This window comes from Arthrobacter sp. UYEF21, assembly GCF_040546085.1.
GTDB lineage: Bacteria > Actinomycetota > Actinomycetes > Actinomycetales > Micrococcaceae > Arthrobacter.
The window spans coordinates 34,714-51,526 of the sequence record NZ_JBEPNF010000019.1 but is presented as its reverse complement, the minus strand read 5'-3'; the positions used below and the strand labels follow the sequence as shown (position 1 = coordinate 51,526).

12 protein-coding genes are annotated in these 16,813 nt (G+C 67.5%); 5 read left to right on the top strand and 7 right to left on the bottom strand.

From position 1 onward, the window contains the following. The first annotated feature begins 6 nt into the window (after positions 1 to 6). Complete coding sequence (locus tag ABIB27_RS16890) at positions 7 to 927, top strand: cation diffusion facilitator family transporter (protein WP_354216739.1); 921 nt, start codon at positions 7 to 9, stop codon at positions 925 to 927. A gap of 221 nt (positions 928 to 1,148) precedes the next feature. After that, complete coding sequence (locus ABIB27_RS16885; RefSeq protein WP_354254344.1) at positions 1,149 to 2,588, top strand: C40 family peptidase; 1,440 nt, start codon at positions 1,149 to 1,151, stop codon at positions 2,586 to 2,588. 99 nt (positions 2,589 to 2,687) lie between these two features. Here ABIB27_RS16885 and ABIB27_RS16880 read toward each other — a convergent pair whose 3' ends face one another. The 5 genes from ABIB27_RS16880 to ABIB27_RS16860 all read right to left on the bottom strand — a co-directional run bounded on the left by ABIB27_RS16880 (position 2,688) and on the right by ABIB27_RS16860 (position 9,941). Further along, on the bottom strand, positions 2,688 to 3,494 hold the full coding sequence (locus tag ABIB27_RS16880) for an ABC transporter permease (RefSeq protein WP_354216804.1): 807 nt from the start codon (positions 3,492 to 3,494) through the stop codon (positions 2,688 to 2,690). Between the two features lie 106 nt (positions 3,495 to 3,600). After that, entirely contained in the window at positions 3,601 to 4,665 is a 1,065-nt protein-coding gene (locus ABIB27_RS16875; protein WP_354254342.1) for an ABC transporter ATP-binding protein, read from the bottom strand. Further along, positions 4,662 to 5,960: a hypothetical protein gene (locus tag ABIB27_RS16870; RefSeq protein WP_354216736.1), complete on the bottom strand. Its 1,299-nt coding sequence runs from the start codon at positions 5,958 to 5,960 to the stop codon at positions 4,662 to 4,664. The genes ABIB27_RS16875 and ABIB27_RS16870 overlap by 4 nt, the downstream gene beginning before the upstream one ends. 87 nt (positions 5,961 to 6,047) lie before the next feature. Then, positions 6,048 to 8,816 carry a PEP/pyruvate-binding domain-containing protein gene (locus ABIB27_RS16865; protein WP_354254366.1) on the bottom strand — a complete coding sequence of 923 codons (2,769 nt, stop codon included), beginning with the start codon at positions 8,814 to 8,816 and terminating at the stop codon, positions 6,048 to 6,050. Positions 8,817 to 8,903: 87 nt separating this feature from the next. Continuing rightward, entirely contained in the window at positions 8,904 to 9,941 is a 1,038-nt protein-coding gene (locus ABIB27_RS16860) for a universal stress protein (protein WP_354254340.1), read from the bottom strand. 431 nt (positions 9,942 to 10,372) lie between these two features. Between ABIB27_RS16860 and ABIB27_RS16855 the strand changes: the two genes are divergently transcribed. Next, positions 10,373 to 11,005 carry an NAD(P)/FAD-dependent oxidoreductase gene (locus tag ABIB27_RS16855; RefSeq protein ID WP_354216802.1) on the top strand — a complete coding sequence of 211 codons (633 nt, stop codon included), beginning with the start codon at positions 10,373 to 10,375 and terminating at the stop codon, positions 11,003 to 11,005. On the opposite strand, the gene ABIB27_RS16850 is transcribed toward ABIB27_RS16855, so the two are convergent. Together ABIB27_RS16850 and ABIB27_RS16845 are read right to left on the bottom strand one after the other, a co-directional pair. Beyond that, a complete protein-coding gene (locus tag ABIB27_RS16850) occupies positions 11,002 to 11,658 on the bottom strand; it encodes a copper resistance CopC family protein (RefSeq protein WP_354216734.1) in 657 nt (218 codons plus the stop codon). The two genes, ABIB27_RS16855 and ABIB27_RS16850, sit on opposite strands and share 4 nt — an antisense overlap. A gap of 62 nt (positions 11,659 to 11,720) precedes the next feature. After that, positions 11,721 to 14,114, bottom strand: coding sequence for an ATP-binding cassette domain-containing protein (locus ABIB27_RS16845; RefSeq protein ID WP_354216733.1), 2,394 nt, complete (start codon positions 14,112 to 14,114; stop codon positions 11,721 to 11,723). A 171-nt stretch (positions 14,115 to 14,285) separates the two neighbouring features. Here ABIB27_RS16845 and ABIB27_RS16840 point away from each other — a divergent pair, with 171 nt between their 5' ends. Both ABIB27_RS16840 and hutG read left to right on the top strand, forming a co-directional pair. Next, a complete protein-coding gene (locus ABIB27_RS16840; protein WP_354254338.1) occupies positions 14,286 to 15,728 on the top strand; it encodes an NCS2 family permease in 1,443 nt (480 codons plus the stop codon). A 97-nt stretch (positions 15,729 to 15,825) separates the two neighbouring features. Further along, complete coding sequence (gene hutG / locus ABIB27_RS16835) at positions 15,826 to 16,785, top strand: formimidoylglutamase (protein WP_354254336.1); 960 nt, start codon at positions 15,826 to 15,828, stop codon at positions 16,783 to 16,785. Positions 16,786 to 16,813: the final 28 nt, after the last annotated feature.

Below are 16,813 nucleotides of genomic sequence, written 5' to 3'. Positions count from 1 at the left end.
GTAGGCATGGGACACGACCACAGCCACACACACGGCATCACGGCAACAGGCCGGCACCGCAAGCGCCTCATCGCCGTTCTGGCCATCACGCTGACGGTGGTCCTGGTCCAGGTAGTGGGCGCGGCGCTGTCCGGCTCCCTGGCCCTGCTGGCGGACGCCGGCCATATGCTGTCCGATGCGGCCGGCGTAACCATCGCGCTGCTGGCCGCCTGGATCGCGGGGCGGCCGGCGAGTGACCAGCGGACCTACGGCTACCAGCGGGCGGAAGTCCTGGCCGCGCTGGCCAACGCGCTGATCCTGATTGTCATCTCCGTGGTCATCTTCACGGAGGCTATCCGGCGCATCGGTTCCACGCCCGAAGTCCAGACCGACATCATGCTCTTCGCCGCCATCCTGGGCGCGGTGGCCAACCTGGTGTCGCTGCTGATCCTGCACGGGGCACACCAGGACAGCCTGAATGTCCGCGGCGCCTACCTTGAAGTGCTCGGCGACCTGCTGGGTTCCTTCGCCGTGATCATTGCCGCCGTGGTCATCATGTTCACCGGCTACCAGGCCGCGGATACCATCGCGTCGGTCCTCATTGCCCTGATGATCCTGCCGCGGGCCTGGAACCTGCTGCGCGATGTGGTGGACGTGCTCCTGGAGGCAACCCCCAAGGGTGTGGAGGTTCAGATGATCCGCCAACACATCCTCAGCGTGGACGGGGTGGTGGACGTCCATGACATCCACATCTGGACCATCACTTCCGGCGTGCCGGTGTTTTCCGCACATGTGGTGGTGGAGGACGGCGTCCTGAACGCCCGGGGCGCTGACCAGGTCCTCGACAAGCTCACCGCCTGCCTCGGCTCCCACTTCGACACCGAGCACTGCACTTTCCAGCTGGAGCCTGCCAGCCATTCCGAGCACGAGTCGCACCAGCACGCCTGACGCCCGGGCGGTGAGGCTGACGTCCTCCGGAGCACCCGTTCCGACACACCGAGCCGGGTGTGACGCAATTAGACTCTTGTTGTTTATGTTATCCATGTGACCAGTGTTGCCAAAGTGCAGGACGTCACGTAGCCTCGGACTGCTGGGCGATCAGCAGAGGGGCCCTTTGTGCCGCCATCAGACCTCGCTCCCCAGCCTGACTGTCCTGCGAGGTTCTGCGAATGGGTTTGTCCGGATCCGGCCTGAAGGCCGCCGTGCTGTGTACCGCCGTCGTCCTTTCCGGAAGCCTCGCCCTCCCTGCGCAGGCATCGCCCATTCTCCTGGCTCCGACCATTCAGCGTCCGGCTTCGCCGGAGATTCCGTCCGCGGAGGACATCGCGGCCGCGAAGTCCACTGAACGGGCGACGGCGGACCAGGTCACCGCAATCGAACGCCTCCTGGCGGACGCGGCCAGCGCCCAGCAGGCCACCTTTGCCCTGACGCTGCAGGGAAACAACAACTACAGCGAAGCCCTGGTGGAGCTTCAGGACCGCCGGAGCTCAGCGGACGTGGCCAGCGCCCGCGCAGAACTGGCAGTGCAGGCACAAGAGAAGACCCGAAAGCAGGTGGGCCAGCTTGCCGGCGACCTGTACAGGAACGGCGGCCTGAACCCGACTCTGACCACGTTCGTCAGCGGTAACGGGGAAGCACTGCAGCAGGCCGCAACACTGCAGGCCATTTCGGCCAGCCGCAGCCGGGCCTTTGAATCCGCGGAGACGGCGGCCGCCGCGGCGCGGTCGCTGACGGCCGCGGCGCAGGACGCCAACACGGCCGCCGACGACGCAGCCAAGACAGCCGAAGCCAGCAAGGCACAGGCCGAAGCGGCCAACGCAGCACAGGTCCGGGCCGTGGCCGAAGCGAAGGCACAACGGACCATTCTGGTGGACCAGCTGGCGCAGTTGAGGAACACCACTGTTGCGCTGGAATCGGCGCGGGTGGATGAACTCGACCGGCAACGCGAAGAGGCCAGGCTTGTGGCCATCTCTGCGGCCGCCGACCGGCCTGCGTCCGGTCAGGCTGCCTCGGCCCCCGCTGCACCGGCCGGGCCTGCACCGCAGGCGGCCGCCCCGGCACCGGCACCGGCACCTGTTCCGGCTCCGGCTCCGGCTCCGGTTCCGGTTCCGGCGCCTGTTCCGGCTCCAGTTCCGGCTCCCGCGCCCGCGCAGGCTGGTCCCGCACCGGCTCCCGGGCCTGCCCCAGCGCCAGCACCGGCCCCTACACCCACACCCCCGCCCGCGCCGGCACCGGGCGGTTCCAATGAGATAGCCATTTCGGTGGCACTGTCCAAAGTGGGAGCGCCGTATTTCTACCAATACGGCGGCACCGGTCCCAACGGTTTCGACTGCTCCGGGCTGGTCCAGACTGCCTTCGCCGCGGCCGGCAAATACCTGCCCCGCACCGCAGCCCAGCAGTACGCGGCAGCTCCCACGCATGTGCCCATCTCACAGGCCCGCCCCGGCGACCTGCTGGTGTGGGGTTCGGCCCCGGGTTTTTATCACGTAGCCATTTACCTCGGCAATGGCCAGGTGGTGCAGGCGTTGAACCCGGATGAAGGAATCGGGGTCACCCAGTTGAGCAGGATGTCCGGGATGCAGCTACACCCCTACGCTGCCCGCTACTGACCCGGCCCGCGACCCAGCAAGTACCCCAGCCGCGGGACAGCACTCCAGCTCAAGTGCGGCCCGCGTCGAAACAGGGCTCCCAGCTCAGACCTGACCTCCTCAGGACAGGATGTCCTTTGTGACAAACCGGCCATACGCCAGCGCCCCGAAGACGGCCACGTACCCGCCCTGCAGCAGGGCGTTGCTGGTGAAGGAATCCCACAGCACCGGCTGGCGAAGGACGTCCGCGAACCCGAACCAGTAATGCGTAAACAACCAAGGGTGCAGCCACTCCAGCTGAGGCAGTTGGTCCGCGATCTGCGACGCCACGGAGACCACCACCGTGGCAGCCATCGCCCCGACCGGCACCACGGTCAGCGTTGACAGGAACAAGCCAATTGCCGACAACCCGGCAAGGGACACCGCCAGATAAGCCGCAATCAGGACAAGCCGCCACGCCGCCTCGGCCGGCTGCACCACATCGCCGGACAGGAGCGTCACTGGCCCGATCGGGAACAGGGACGCTCCGATCGCTGCTCCGGCAAGGGCCACCGTCACGGGCGCGGCCAGGCAAAAGGCCAGCGCCCCGGCATACTTCACCAACAGCAGCCGGACTCGCCCGGCGGGTGCCACCAGCAAATACTTCAGGGTGCCCAGGCTTGCCTCACCGGCAATGGTGTCCCCTGCCACCACACCGATGGTGAGCGGCAGGAACAGCGGCACGGCCACCAGCATCGCCGTGACGGCCACGAACAACCCGTTCTGGGTAATCCGGTCCAGAAATGCCGGCCCGCGGCCGGGAGGAACAGCCGAGGACAGCCGGACCGCGACGGCGATCAGCACCGGTATCGCGGCCAGGGCCACCAGCATTGCCACGGTCCGGCGACGCCGGAAAAGAGTCTTCAGTTCGGACGCCAGGAGCGACATGCTGGACGCGGCCGCCGGGATATCGCGGTCACGGGGGATGGCGACGGCCGGTGAACGGCTTCCGGCCCGCGAAGCATCCGCGGGCGAAGCTCGATTGGGCGAGGCATCACTGGGCAACGTCGAACCCCTCCCCCGTCAAGGCAACGAATCGTTCCTCGAGGCTTTCCTGCTCCACGGAAAAGCCTCGGACCCGCACCCCTGCCGCCACGAGCGCCGACACGATGTCTTCCGCAGGTGGCATGGCGGCAGGTGTCATGGCGGGCGGGGGGTTGCCCGGTTGAGCCCCAGCCACCGCACCTTCCCGGCTGACCGCACCACCCGGCACAGCGGCGCCTGCCGTCACCACTTCCCCGTCCACGCCGGGACTTCCCGCATCGGCGTTCCCCCTCCCCGGAGTCATGCCCAACCGAAGCAGTACCTCACAGGCGGTGCCGGCGTCGGGCGTTAACAGGCGCACCCGCACGCCGCCGTCCTGCCGGAGCTCTGCCAGCGGCCCCTGCGCCACCAGCCGGCCCGCGCTCATAATCGCCGCGTGCGTGCAGATCTGCTCCACCTCGGCGAGCAGGTGGCTGGAGACGAAGACGGTGGTACCGTCCGCGGCCAGCGAGCGGACCAGGCTGCGCACCTCGCGCGTACCCTGCGGATCGAGGCCGTTGGTGGGCTCATCCAGCACCAGCAGGTCCCGTGGGGAGACCAACGCGTTGGCGATGCCAAGCCGCTGCTTCATGCCAAGCGAGTAGGCGTGCACGCGCTTGCCGGCAGCGTGCGAGAGCCCCACCCGCTCCAGCGCCGCAGCCACCCGCGCCTTCCGGGTACCGGGCGTTCCGTGCCGGCTGGCGGCGTCCAGCCGGTGCAGGTTGGCGGTGCCGGACAGGAAGGGATAAAACGCCGGACCCTCCACCAACGCGCCAACCCGCGGAAGCACCTCATGCAGCCGCTGCGGCATCGGCAAACCCAGGACGCTGACGGTTCCGGCCGACGCCGCGGCCAGGCCCAGCAGCATCCGGATGGTGGTGGTCTTGCCGGATCCGTTGGGCCCCAAAAAGCCAAATACGGCGCCGTGCGGGACGGCGAGGTCCACGTTGTCCACGGCCAACTGGTGGCCGAACCGCTTGGTGAGACCCTGGGTTTCGATGGTCAGTCCGGCAGCCGCGCTGCCGGCCGCGGTCACGCTGCGCCGGCGGCGGCCTGCAGCCGGTCCGCCGGAACCATCCCCACAAAGATCCTGCCGTCGTCGGTCAGCAGGATGTTGACCAACGCAGTGGACAGGAGGCGTCCACCGGGAACGACGACGGCAGCCTGGGACAGGAGCGGAACGTTCAGCAACGCTTCGGCCGACTGAGCCCCCTGCCCGTCAGGTGACGCCGGGAACCCCACCACGGTTTCCCAGCCCTTGCCCGTCACTGTCGGCTTGGGCTGGTCACCGTGCTGCTGCTTGGGCCCATCGCCGGGGTTGTGGTCCGGAGTGATCATGCCGGGCTCCCCCGGCAGGGCGGGCATCATGGGCGCGGACGGCACTGGAGGCACAGGCAGCTCTTTGACCGTGGCACCCGGCGGAGCAACGAAGTTGAAGGCGGCATCATCAGGCGTTTCAAGGGACAGGCTTGTGAAGCCGGCCTCAAAAGCGGGTTGCGCCTGGCCCCGCGCCGCCACTGTCACCCGAAGCGGCAGGCCGGTCTGCCCGTCGACGGCGATAACCACTTTCTCCAGCAAGGTCCTTTCTGTGCGCGGCGCCAGCACCAGACTGTAGGCCGACCGCCCGGCCACCCGGACCTCGGGCCCGACGGTTACTGCGGTGGAACTGTCAGCCATGGCGAGGAACTTCGTAGCGAGGTCCGCAGGGGTGGGGAAAGTGTGTGCGGGCATGTCCGGCATCTGCATGTCGCGGCCGGGCAGGTCGGGGGCAGACAGGTCTTTGGCAGGCACGCCCGGGTCCGGCAGGACGGCGGGATCCGAGGGGGCGGGCAGCAGCGGGCGGGGATTGTGCGGGCCGGAAGCCTCAGGAACCTGCAGGGGCAGGTCGCTGGCGAAGGCCGGCAGGGTCAGGTGGGCAGCCGAGTTGTCCTTGGAGTTGTAGAACCAGACGTCGTGGTCGCGCCGGATGACATCGCGTTCAGCCAGCCGGTCCATGACCTGGACTCTCATTTTGGCCGGGCCGTCCACAAAAATCCGCGCGGTGTGCTCGCCGGTCAGGAGCTCCGCGATCGACGCCGGCCCGCCTGCCGAGGCGGGCCCCGAGGTGGGGCCGGCGGCGGGCAGTTCCGGCAGTCCAAGGTCAGAGACCTGCTCAATGGTGCCGGAGAACGTGCTGGTGCTGTGCTGGCCCAGGAGAGTGAGGACCTCGGCCGGAGACTTCTCCGGCAACGGATCACCTGCCCGCGCCGGGATGGATCCCACCAGCACACCAGCGGCGATCACGGCCGGTACAGTAGCGGCGGGCACCCAGCGCTTCCATGCGCGGTTCATGCCAGCCCCCGTTCATCGTTGGAGCCCATACTTCAGGTTACGCCTGCGGACGGTTGTGCACACCCCTCCTGGGTATGGCCTGACCCGCTACGAAGGCACTACGGTGCCAGCGCCGCCGTCGACGGTTATCTGCTGGCCACTGGTAAGCAGCAGGGTGGCATCGGGGACGCCCACCACCGCCGGGATACCGTACTCCCGGGCGACGACGGCGCCGTGGGAGTTGGGGCCGCCCATCTCCATCACCAATCCGCCCGCGGTAAGGAAGAGCGGGGTCCATCCGGGGTCGGTGGACGGGGCCACCAGGATTTCCCCCGGCTCCAGGTGCGCGCCCACGGGGTCCAGGATGACGCGGGCGGCGGCGGTGACCGTTCCGGCCGACGCCGGGCTCCCGGTCAGGGTGCCGGGCACCGCGGGCTCTTTGGAGGTGCCCGCAGGCTGCAGGGCCTCCGGTTCGGTGCCGTCCGAGAGCAGCACCCGCGGCACGTGGCGCCGCTTCAGTTCCAGGGCATACGCCTCGCGCCGGCCGGCCACCAGGCCGCGCATGTCAGCGGGTCCTGCTCCCGGTTCACCGTCCGCGCCCTCTGCTGCTCCCGCTGCTTTGCCCTTCAGGAGGCCGGCCCTGGCTTCGTCCAGGTTCAGGAAGAAGACGTCATCCGGTGCGTCCACGGCACCGGCCGCGGCGAGCGCCTCGCCCACCATGGCCAGTTGCTTCCGTACTTCGGCAAGACCCACCACCAGCTGGAACTTGGGGAGTTCGCGCAGCCCGGCAAACAACCGCGCACGCCGCAGTGCTGCCCGGACTACAGCACCCCTCAGCCGGCCGCGGGCACGCGCCTCCGCCACCAGGCGCAGCACCTGGGCTTCCGCTTCCTCGCCGGCGTTGCTGAACTTGGCGTCCGGCGCCGTCGCGCCCGCGTCCAGCCGCAGATAGTTGGCCAGGACGCCAAGAATGTGGGTGGGATCGTCGGACCATCGCGGCATGCCGACGTCGATCTCGGCGATAGCCCTGTGCCCGTACTGGCCCATGAAGCGCGCCAGCCCGGCCTGCAGCTCCGCGGGCAACTGGCCCCCCTTATAGTCTTCGGCGAGCGCAGCGGGTTTCCGGCCGGTCACGGCGGCGCGGGAACCGCCGTCGTTTCTAATCACCCGGGCGAGGCGCCACAGTTCCAGGTCCATTTCAGTGGTGACGTTGTTGGGAAGCCCGCGGAGCACTACCTCCAGGTCATCCCGGCGGCCACCGCCCAGCAGTTTCCCGGCCAGCGCCAGTGCGGCGAACCCGAGCGCCGGAAGCGGCAGGATGGACGGGACCACCGAAAAGATGCGGGTGCTCAGGACATGTTCGGCATGGTCGAGGCGCCGCAGCGGTGTGGCGCCGGCAGGCAACTGGATGGAGTCGCCGAACTCCCGTGGCAGCCGGTTGGCCCGGCGGAGGGCAACGTTCGGGCGGAATACGGCCCGGAGCAGCGTCTCCGGCATCCGGGCATGCGCTGCCGCGGGCAGCACGTGGCGCAACAGGGCCAGCGGCGTCCGCCGGGTCACGGAAAACCGTGGGTCCTCGAAGACCTTCCGCAGCACCGTAGCCGAGCGCGCCTCCATCACGTCAAAGACCCTGGGCACGATCCGCCGGCCTGTAGTGCTGCGCGCAACAGCCGTCATGTCGAAGTAGATCCGCTGCGCCGCCTCGGCATAGGGCGGCGGGCCGTTGCGTGGCTCGGGCACGTCAATTTGGGCCGCGCGGGCCACCGACGAGGCGATCAGCCGGAAGGCTGCGAGGCCCATGGGCGTGATGGGGCGGACCAGGCCCTGCGCCAGGCTGAAGCAGAGGTACACGCGGGCGCCTTCCCCGACAGCCCTTTTGGCAGCGCTACCGGCTCCGCCCGTTGTCCCGGGTGCGGGCGTCCCCGCGCCGCGGCCGGTCCGCTGGGGAACCGGGAACAGGGTGGTGATGGGCCGCGACTGCGTCAGCCACAGCTGCCCGCCGCCGTCGATGGCCCATTCGATGTCCTGCGGCGCGCCGCAATGCTGCTCCACGCGGAGTCCAAGGGCCGCAAGGTCTCCAGCCTGCTGGTCCGTCAGGCAGGCCGCGGCCCCGCCGTTGCTGACGGCCACTGTGCGGGTTCCGCCGCCGGAGATCGGCCGGACGGCGATGCGTTTATCGCCAAGGTGCCGTTCCAGGACCCTCCCGGCCACCGGATCAACCACAAAACGGTCCGGATTTACCGCTCCGGACACCACGGCCTCCCCCAGCCCCGGGCTGGCATCGATAACCGCCTGCTGCCTGCGGCCGGTCAGCGCGTTTGCTGTAAATAACACACCGGCGGCCGTGGCATCCACCATCCGCTGGACTACTACGGCGAGTGCCACCGAGGCAGGGTCGATCCCCCGCGTGGCCCGGTAACTGACAGCCCGGTCGGTCCACAGCGAAGCCCAGCAGCTGCGTACCGCCTCCACAACGGCGGCCGCACCCACCACGTTGAGGTAGGTGTCCTGCTGCCCGGCGAAGCTCGCGGAAGGAAGGTCTTCGGCAGTGGCCGAGGACCGCACCGCCACCGGCACGTCGTTGCCCAGCGCCGCGTACGCCGCCTGCAGGGCTTCTGCTATCACGGGCGGGACCGGTGCACTTCTGATGATGTCCCGTGCCTGGCCGGCCAGCGCTGCCATGGCGGGCAGGTCGCCGTCGGCAGTCGTTTGCAGGGCCTGATGGATCCCGGCGAGCGGGCCGGCGGCGCCGTTCGCGTCACCGCCGGTGGCCAGGCGGTAGGCCGCCGTCGTGAGGCAAAAGCCGTCCGGCACAGGCAGCCCGGCGGAAAGCAGTTCCCCGAGGTTGGCGGCTTTTCCACCGACGAGGGGCACCATGGCCGCGCGGAGGGTCTCCAACCCCAGGATGGGAGATCCGTCGCCGTCGCCTGGCACTTTGATAGCTCCTGGTGCGAAGGCGTTCGGTCAGGCCGCGCCGAGGATGGGTCCGAACTTCGCCCGGTCCGCGAGCCGGGGGTCGTCGCGATCCGGGACCACCAGGACAGGCCCCTTGGTGTGGTGCAGGACCCCCCCGGATGTGGAACCCAGCAGCATGCCGGTGAAACCGCCACGGCCCCTGGTGCCCACCACCACGAGTTCCGCGTGCCTGCTGGCGTCCACCATGACATCCACGGCCGAGCCATCCTTCACTTCCGACTCCACACGGAGGTTCGGGTAGTGGCTCTTCAGCCAGGCCTTCCCGGCATCCAACTGGTTCTGAATGTCTTCAAACAGGCCCTGCCGGTCCATCGGGGCGGGGACCCAGGCCACGGATCCGCTGAACTGGGGCACGGCGCAGATCACGCGCAGGGTTGCCCCCAGCCGTTCAGCCTGGTCTGCGGCCTCCAGCACGGCGACCCGCGCCTGCTCGGACCCGTCCACGCCTACCACTACCACGTTTTCAACCTGCTTGTGTCCCTCTTTGGCCTGTTCGGCCCGGATGCGCTTGTCGTCCGTTGTTTCGCCCAGCCGGTCCGAACAGATCAGGGGCACAGTTACCGTCGGGCATTTGGCATGGGCCGGAAGCGCACTGCTCACCGAGCCCAGCAGGCGGCCCACAAATCCGCCGCGGCCGCGGGTGCCGAACACCAGCAGCTCAGCCGTTTCCGACATTTCCAGCAGGACACCCGAGGCGTCACCGTTCTCCACGGAGGCATCGACGTCGATGTTGTAGCCCGAAACCTTGTCCATCGCCTGCTGGATGATCGCTTCGGCACCCTCGCGGATCACGGAATCATCCACTGTGGCGTAGCCGCCGTCCAGCCCCGACGCAGCAAAGATGGGCACTGAATAGGCGGTGACAATGTGCAACGGCCGACGGCGGCGTTCGGCTTCCCGGGCTGCCCAAACCAGTGCGCACTGGCCGTGGTCGGATCCGTCTACACCCACAACGATTCCCTGGGGAGCGGTGGAATTGGCCATGTTCTCCCGTTCCGGGTCCGGTTGCATCTCATGTGCGCCCATCGGGCCGCCTCCTCGCGGTACTGCCTAGTTTTCCGGCCTTAGCTTCGGGCCATTCTGCCAGAAGCTAAGGGCTTGCCTGCACCCGCCGCATGGACATCGGGGCTGGTCAGGAATACTCTGCTTCCGCTTATCACTATTCTCGGTCCGCGGACACTTAGCAAGGCCGCCAGAGCCAGCGATGGGCAGTTATCCACAGCCCATGGCAAACGGAACGGCAACCGTATCCATCGTTAACACGAATGTTTCGTGGTGGGCTATCCCCCGTCACCAATCTTCTGTAGTCTTCGAGGCACTGCCGGTCCGTGATGCCTCTCCAAGGGGGCATCGCGGGCCGCTGTTGCGGCCGGACTTTGGGGGTTAGGGCACGCATGCAGTGCGACGACGCCTGCATCAGCCGAATGCCTTCAAGGAGGAGAACTGTAGTGTCAACCATGTCTGTGACTGGCGGGACCGAGCGGACCACCACGGTGATCATCGGCACCGGGCTCTCCGGCCTCGCGGTCGGCGCAGAACTGCGCCGGCGTGGCGTGGGTGCCATCGTGGTGGACGGGCTGGACATCCTGGGCGCCGGGCAACCGGCAAACACCACTTCGCTGCAGCGCTGCGACGCAGCAGACTCCGACTCCCTCAAGGAACGCAACGAGATCCTCCGGCACCTGCGCAACTATGCAGCCAGCCACCACATGGATGTACGCACCACCACCCGCGCCGTTCAGTTGACCATGGTGGGGGGCCCAACAGCCGCTGCGTCGCAGATAGAGTCCCCGGCCCGGCAGTGGGAAGTTCATACCCCCACCGGAATCCTGCTGGCAGACCACATTGTGCTGACCCGCTGCGCGCACAGCCAGCTGCGGCGCATGCTCAGCGACTTCGGCATCACCGTTGGCCGCAATTTGGTGGCCGCCATGCGGAAGATCGGCATCTACCTGGTGGGCGTCGGCGACCTTATTACGCCCTCGCCCAAGGAAGTGCTGCGGCAGGCAAAAACCGTGGGCCAGGCAATCTCGTCCAAGGTTTACCCTGAGGCCGGCCCGGCCATCCTGGCGGGGAGTTCCGCCGGCTAGGACCTGGCTGTGCCTTCTTCCGCGTATTCGTCGTCACTGCCGGACGTGAGTCGGCGCTTCGCCAGGATTCCGATGGTCACGAGCAGGCCCAACGCCACCGCGGCAAAGATCACCAGGCTCCAGGGAAACGGTTCGGACGCATCCGCCGCCGGTTCCGGTGCCACGATGGTTCCCGGCTGGGCGGTTCCCATCCCCGGAATGGCCGCGGACGCCGTCGGGCCGACCGTTGTTCCGGGCGTTGAAAGGCCCGACGGCGATGCCCCCTCCGCCGCGGCGGTCGCCGTAAAGCCGAACGCCCCCTCGATCGGATGGGAGTCCGAGCCGACTACGCGCCAGGCCACCGTGAAGGCGCCCGCCGGGGCGCCGCCCTTCAGCGGCTGGGAAGCCACGTTGTCCACGATCTCAACGGCCCCATTGGCCCACTCGGCGCCGCTGGCATCCTTGACGGAAAACTGTGCGCCGATGCCCAATGGATTCTTGCTGAACGTGACCGAAACCTTCTCCGGTGGCGACGCCACCGTGGCTCCCTGCGCGGGGCTGCTGGACTCGGCGGCGTCGTGCGCCACGGCAGGGGCGGATAACCCCAGCAGCGCGACGGCGACAACGAAGGTCCCAAGCAAAAGGCTCAGCATTTGGCGGCGGATGGATCGCATCGGTGGACTGCTCCCTCAAAGTTGGCGTCCTCCAAGCCTAGCCGCTGCGCTGACTGCCCTCCCTAGGCGCCCACGTATACGGCGAGGTGCTTGCCGGTGAGCGTCGGCTTGGCCGCCACAAGCTCCGCCGGCGTCCCCTCGAAAACCACCTTGCCGCCTTCGTGCCCTGCGCCGGGGCCGAGGTCGATGATCCAGTCAGCGTGCGCCATGACCGCCTGGTGGTGCTCGATAACGATCACCGATTTTCCGGAGTCAACCAGACGGTCCAGGAGGCCCAGCAGGTTTTGGACGTCGGCCAAGTGAAGGCCGGTGGTCGGCTCGTCGAGGACATAGACATCGCCCTTCTCCGCCATTTGGGTGGCGAGTTTGACGCGCTGCCGCTCACCGCCGGACAGTGTGGTGAGGGGCTGGCCGAGAGTGAGGTACCCGAGGCCCACGTCCACGAGCCGGTCCAGGATCTTGTGGGCGGCCGGGGTCCGGGCTTCGCCTTCAGCGAAGAACACTGCTGCCTCGGTCATCGACATCGCCAGCACCTCGGCGATGTTGCGCCCGCCCAGCTGGTATTCCAGGACCGACGCCTGGAAACGGCGGCCCTCGCAGTCCTCGCAGGTGGACTCGACAGTGGCCATCACGCCGAGTTCGGTGAAAATCACGCCCGCGCCGTTGCAGGTGGGGCAGGCACCTTCTGAGTTGGAGCTGAACAACGCCGGTTTCACGCCGTTGACCTTTGCGAAGGCCTTGCGAATTGGCTCCAGCAGTCCCGTATATGTTGCCGGGTTGCTGCGGCGCGACCCCTTGATGGCGCCCTGGTCGATCACCACCACACCGTCGCGGCCGGCCACGGAACCGTGGATCAGCGAGCTCTTGCCCGAACCGGCGACGCCCGTGACCACACACAGCACCCCGAGCGGGACGTCGACGTCGACGTCCTTGAGGTTGTGCATCGAGGCCCCGCGGACCTCCAGCGCACCGGACGAGGAACGCACCGATTCCTTGACCGCGGCCCGGTCGTCGAGGTGGCGTCCGGTGATGGTGTCGCTGGCCCGCAGCCCGTCCACCGTGCCTTCGAAGCAGACGCTGCCGCCCTGGGTCCCGGCACCCGGACCAAGGTCAACGATGTGGTCCGCGATGGCGATCGTCTCAGGCTTGTGCTCAACCACCAGCACGGTGTTGCCCTTGTCGCGCAACTGCAGCAGGAGCTGGTTCATCCTCTCGATGTCGTGCGGGTGCAGGCCGATGGTGGGCTCGTCGAACACATAGGTGACGTCCGTCAGGGAGGAGCCCAGGTGCCGGATCATCTTGGTGCGCTGGGCCTCTCCGCCGGAGAGCGTGCCGGCGGCCCGGTCCAGGGAGAGATAGCCCAGGCCGATTTCGGCGAACGAGTCGAGCAGGTGCTGCAGGCCTTTGAGAAGCGGCGCCACCGACGGCTCCTTGAGGTCGCGGACCCAGCCGGCGAGGTCGCTGATCTGCAGTTTGCAGAGGTCTGCGATGTTTTTCCCCTGGATCTCCGAGGACCTCGCTACCGCGCTGAGCCGCGTTCCTTCGCACTCGGGGCAGGCCTGGAAGGTGATGGCACGCTCCACGAACGCCCGGATGTGGGGCTGCATCGCGTCGACGTCCTTGGAGAGCATCGATTTCTGGATTTTCGGGATCAGGCCCTCGTAGGTGAGGTTGATGCCCTCGACCTTGATCTTGGTGGGCTCCTTGTACAGGAGGTCGTGCATTTCCTTTTTGGTGTATTTCGCGATGGGCTTGTCCATGATGAAGCCGGCGCCGCTGAAGATGCGGCCGTACCAGCCATCCATGCTGTAGCCGGGAACCGTCAGGGCACCGTCGGCGAGCGATTTACTGTCGTCATAGAGCGCAGTGAGGTCGAAGTCGGAGACCGCACCCATGCCCTCGCAGCGCGGGCACATACCGCCCAGGTACACAGCGTTCTGCACCACGCTTTTGTCCACCCGGCCGCCGCTCTTTTCGGTGCTCAGCACACCGCTGGCCTTGCGCGTGGGGACGTTGAAGGAGAATGCCGTGGGCGGGCCCACCTGCGGGGTGCCCAGCCGGCTGAAGAGGATCCGAAGCATGGCGTTGGCATCCGTGGCTGTGCCCACCGTGGAGCGGGGGTTCGCGCCCATGCGCTCCTGGTCAACGATGATCGCCGTGGTCAGTCCCTCGAGGCGGTCCACCTCGGGCCGGGACAGGTTCGGCATAAAGCCCTGCACAAAGGCGCTGTAGGTCTCGTTGATCATCCGCTGCGACTCCGCGGCGATGGTGGCAAAGACCAGTGAGCTCTTGCCTGAGCCGGACACCCCGGTGAATACCGTCAGCCGGCGCTTGGGGATCTCAATGCTGATGTCCTTGAGGTTGTTCTCCCGGGCACCCTGCACACTGATCAGATCGTGAGTGTCGGCCACGTGGGCCGACGGGAGTTGCTCGTCCGTCGAGGTGGCAGTGGGCATGGTGTCTCCATCGTTTGGGCGTTGTGAAGTTCCTGACAGTCATTCTAGGCTTGGCCTGCGACAGCGTACCTTCGACGGAGTTCGGCTGTGACCGGGGCTATGTTGTCCCGGGCGGAGGCCCGCCGCCCTTTAGTATTCAGGTATCCCCATAACACTTTCACCGGAGGACTAATGCTTAAGCAAGGCTCTGCCCTGGACCGGTATTTCATGATTTCCGAGCGAGGCTCAAATCTCTCCCGCGAGATCCGCGGCGGCTTTGCCACGTTCTTTGCCATGAGCTACATCGTGGTGCTGAACCCCCTGATCCTCTCCGGGCCGGACTCCAGCGGCACCACCCTGGGGTTCCCCGCGGTTGCAGCGGTGACGGCTTTCGTGGCGGGCATCCTCACCATCCTGATGGGCGCCTGGGCCAAACACCCGTTCGCGCTGGCCACGGGGCTCGGTGTCAACGCTTTCATCGCCGTCACGGTAGCCACCAACCCCGGGCTGACCTGGCCCGACGTGATGGGACTGGTGGTGATCTCCGGTGTGACCATGCTGATCCTGGTCCTCACGGGTTTCCGGACCGCCGTGTTTAGAGCCGTTCCGGACGGACTCAAGACGGCAATCGTGGTGGGCATCGGCCTGTTCATCGCCCTGATCGGGCTGGTCAATGCCGGCTTTGTCCGGCGCATCCCCGACGCCGCGGGCACCACTGTCCCCGTTGGGCTCGGTTTCGACGGCAAGCTCCTGGGCTGGCCCACGCTGGTGTTCGTCTTCGGCCTCATCCTGACCATCGGCCTGCTGGTCCGCAAGGTCAAGGGCGCCATCCTGATCGGCATCATCGCCTCCACCATCCTGTCCGTGATCCTGGAATTTACCCTGCACATCGGACCCAGCGTCAGTGACGGGAAGTTCAACCCGCAGGGCTGGTCCCTTGTGGCCCCCACGTTCACCGAATGGGCGGCTCCGGACCTGTCGCTGATCGGCAAGGCCAACCCGTTCGGCGCGTTCGCGCACCTGGGCTTCGTGGGAGCCTCCCTGCTGGCGTTCGTGATCCTGCTCAGCATCTTCTTCGATGCCATGGGCACCATGGTGGGCCTGGCCAACGAGGCCGGCACCGTGGACAAGGACGGAAACATCCCCAACGTGGACCGGGTGCTCCAGGTCGACGCACTCGGTGCGATCGTGGGCGGCGGCGCGTCCGTGTCATCCAACCAGCTTTTCGTCGAGTCAGGTGCCGGCATCGGCGAGGGGGCCCGCACTGGCCTGGCCTCGATCGTCACCGGCCTGCTGTTCCTGGTGGCCATGTTCTTCACCCCGCTGATCAACCTTGTCCCGTTCGAAGCGGTGGCACCGGCCCTCGTGGTGGTCGGGTTCATGATGGTCTCCCAGGTGGGCAAAATCGACTGGCAGGACTGGGGGATTGCCATCCCGGCCTTCCTGACGTTCGCCCTGATGCCGTTCACGTATTCGATCGCCAACGGCCTGGGTGCCGGCTTCATCGCTTTCGTCATCATCCGCACCTTCCAGGGCCGTGGACGCGAAGTCCATCCGCTGATGTGGGCCGTGGCCGCCGCGTTCCTGCTCTTCTTCGCCGTGGGACCCATCGAGGCCGCCCTGGGCATAATCTAAGACCTATTCCCTGCGCTAATGGGGAAGGTCCGGAATTCCAGACAGGACGACTGCGGTCCGGCTCGCTTTCGCGGCGGGCATGCGGTGAGCTTGGAGCATGACCCTCCCTGCACCCGCCGTTGATGTCCCGCCGCAGCCCTGGACCGGGCGGTTTGACGGCGACGGCGGCGACCACCGGCGCTGGTGGCAGGCGGTCACACCCTACGTCCACGGCACTGCCGGGGCCGAGCCTCCAGCCGCCCGCCCGGCCGTCATCGTCGGCTTTGCCAGCGATGAAGGCGTGCGCCGCAACAAGGGCCGGACCGGTGCCGCACTGGCACCGGCGGCCCTCCGCGCAGCCCTGGGGCCCTTGGCCTTCCATCTGGACCGCGCAGTGTCCGACGCCGGCGACGTGGTGGTCGCGGACGGCGCCTTGGAAGCCGGGCAGGTCCGCGCAGGTCAGTCGATCGCCGCCATGCTCGACGCCGGCAGCCTCACAGTGGTGCTCGGCGGCGGGCACGAAACCGCCTACGCCAGCTATTTGGGAGTGGCAGGCTCCGAAGCAGTGCGCACCGGCCGGCTGCTGGGCGTCCTCAACCTTGATGCCCACTTTGACCTCAGGGAGGAGCCTGTGCCCAGTTCGGGCACGCCGTTTTTCCAGATGGCCCAGGCGGAAGCCGCTGCGGGCCGCGAATTCCGGTACGCCGTCGTCGGCATTTCTGAGCCGAACAACACCCGGGCGCTCTTCAGCACGGCAGACCGGCTGGGCGTGCAGTACCTGCTCGACGAGAACTGCACGGCGGATCGCGTGGAGGAGTTCGTGGCGCAGTTTCTTAACAATGTGGACGTGCTGTACCTGACCATCGACCTGGACGTCCTGCCGGCGTCCGTGGCACCCGGCGTGAGCGCACCCGCAGCCTACGGCGTGCCCCTGCCGGTGATTAGTGCGGTCTGCCGCCAGGTGGCCCAAAGCGGGAGGCTCCTGCACCTCGACGTGGCAGAACTGAACCCCGAATTCGACATCGACGGCCGGACCGCCCGGGTGGCCGCCCGGCTGGTGAACACGCTCCTTCGCTAGCCAAGATTTCCGTCCAGCACGTTCTGCC

Bases quoted from the DNA above. Each gene is read 5' to 3' on its own strand.
- ABIB27_RS16850 (WP_354216734.1), bottom strand. From the start codon at position 11,658: ATGCGATCCATCCGCCGCCAAATGCTGAGCCTTTTGCTTGGGACCTTC.
- ABIB27_RS16855 (WP_354216802.1), top strand. From the start codon at position 10,373: ATGTCTGTGACTGGCGGGACCGAGCGGACCACCACGGTGATCATCGGC.
- ABIB27_RS16860 (WP_354254340.1), bottom strand. From the start codon at position 9,941: ATGGGCGCACATGAGATGCAACCGGACCCGGAACGGGAGAACATGGCC.
- ABIB27_RS16870 (WP_354216736.1), bottom strand. From the start codon at position 5,960: ATGAACCGCGCATGGAAGCGCTGGGTGCCCGCCGCTACTGTACCGGCC.
- ABIB27_RS16880 (WP_354216804.1), bottom strand. From the start codon at position 3,494: ATGTCGCTCCTGGCGTCCGAACTGAAGACTCTTTTCCGGCGTCGCCGG.
- ABIB27_RS16845 (WP_354216733.1), bottom strand. From the start codon at position 14,114: ATGCCCACTGCCACCTCGACGGACGAGCAACTCCCGTCGGCCCACGTG.
- ABIB27_RS16865 (WP_354254366.1), bottom strand. From the start codon at position 8,816: ATGGTGCCCCTCGTCGGTGGAAAAGCCGCCAACCTCGGGGAACTGCTT.
- ABIB27_RS16840 (WP_354254338.1), top strand. From the start codon at position 14,286: ATGCTTAAGCAAGGCTCTGCCCTGGACCGGTATTTCATGATTTCCGAG.
- hutG (WP_354254336.1), top strand. From the start codon at position 15,826: ATGACCCTCCCTGCACCCGCCGTTGATGTCCCGCCGCAGCCCTGGACC.
- ABIB27_RS16885 (WP_354254344.1), top strand. From the start codon at position 1,149: ATGGGTTTGTCCGGATCCGGCCTGAAGGCCGCCGTGCTGTGTACCGCC.
- ABIB27_RS16890 (WP_354216739.1), top strand. From the start codon at position 7: ATGGGACACGACCACAGCCACACACACGGCATCACGGCAACAGGCCGG.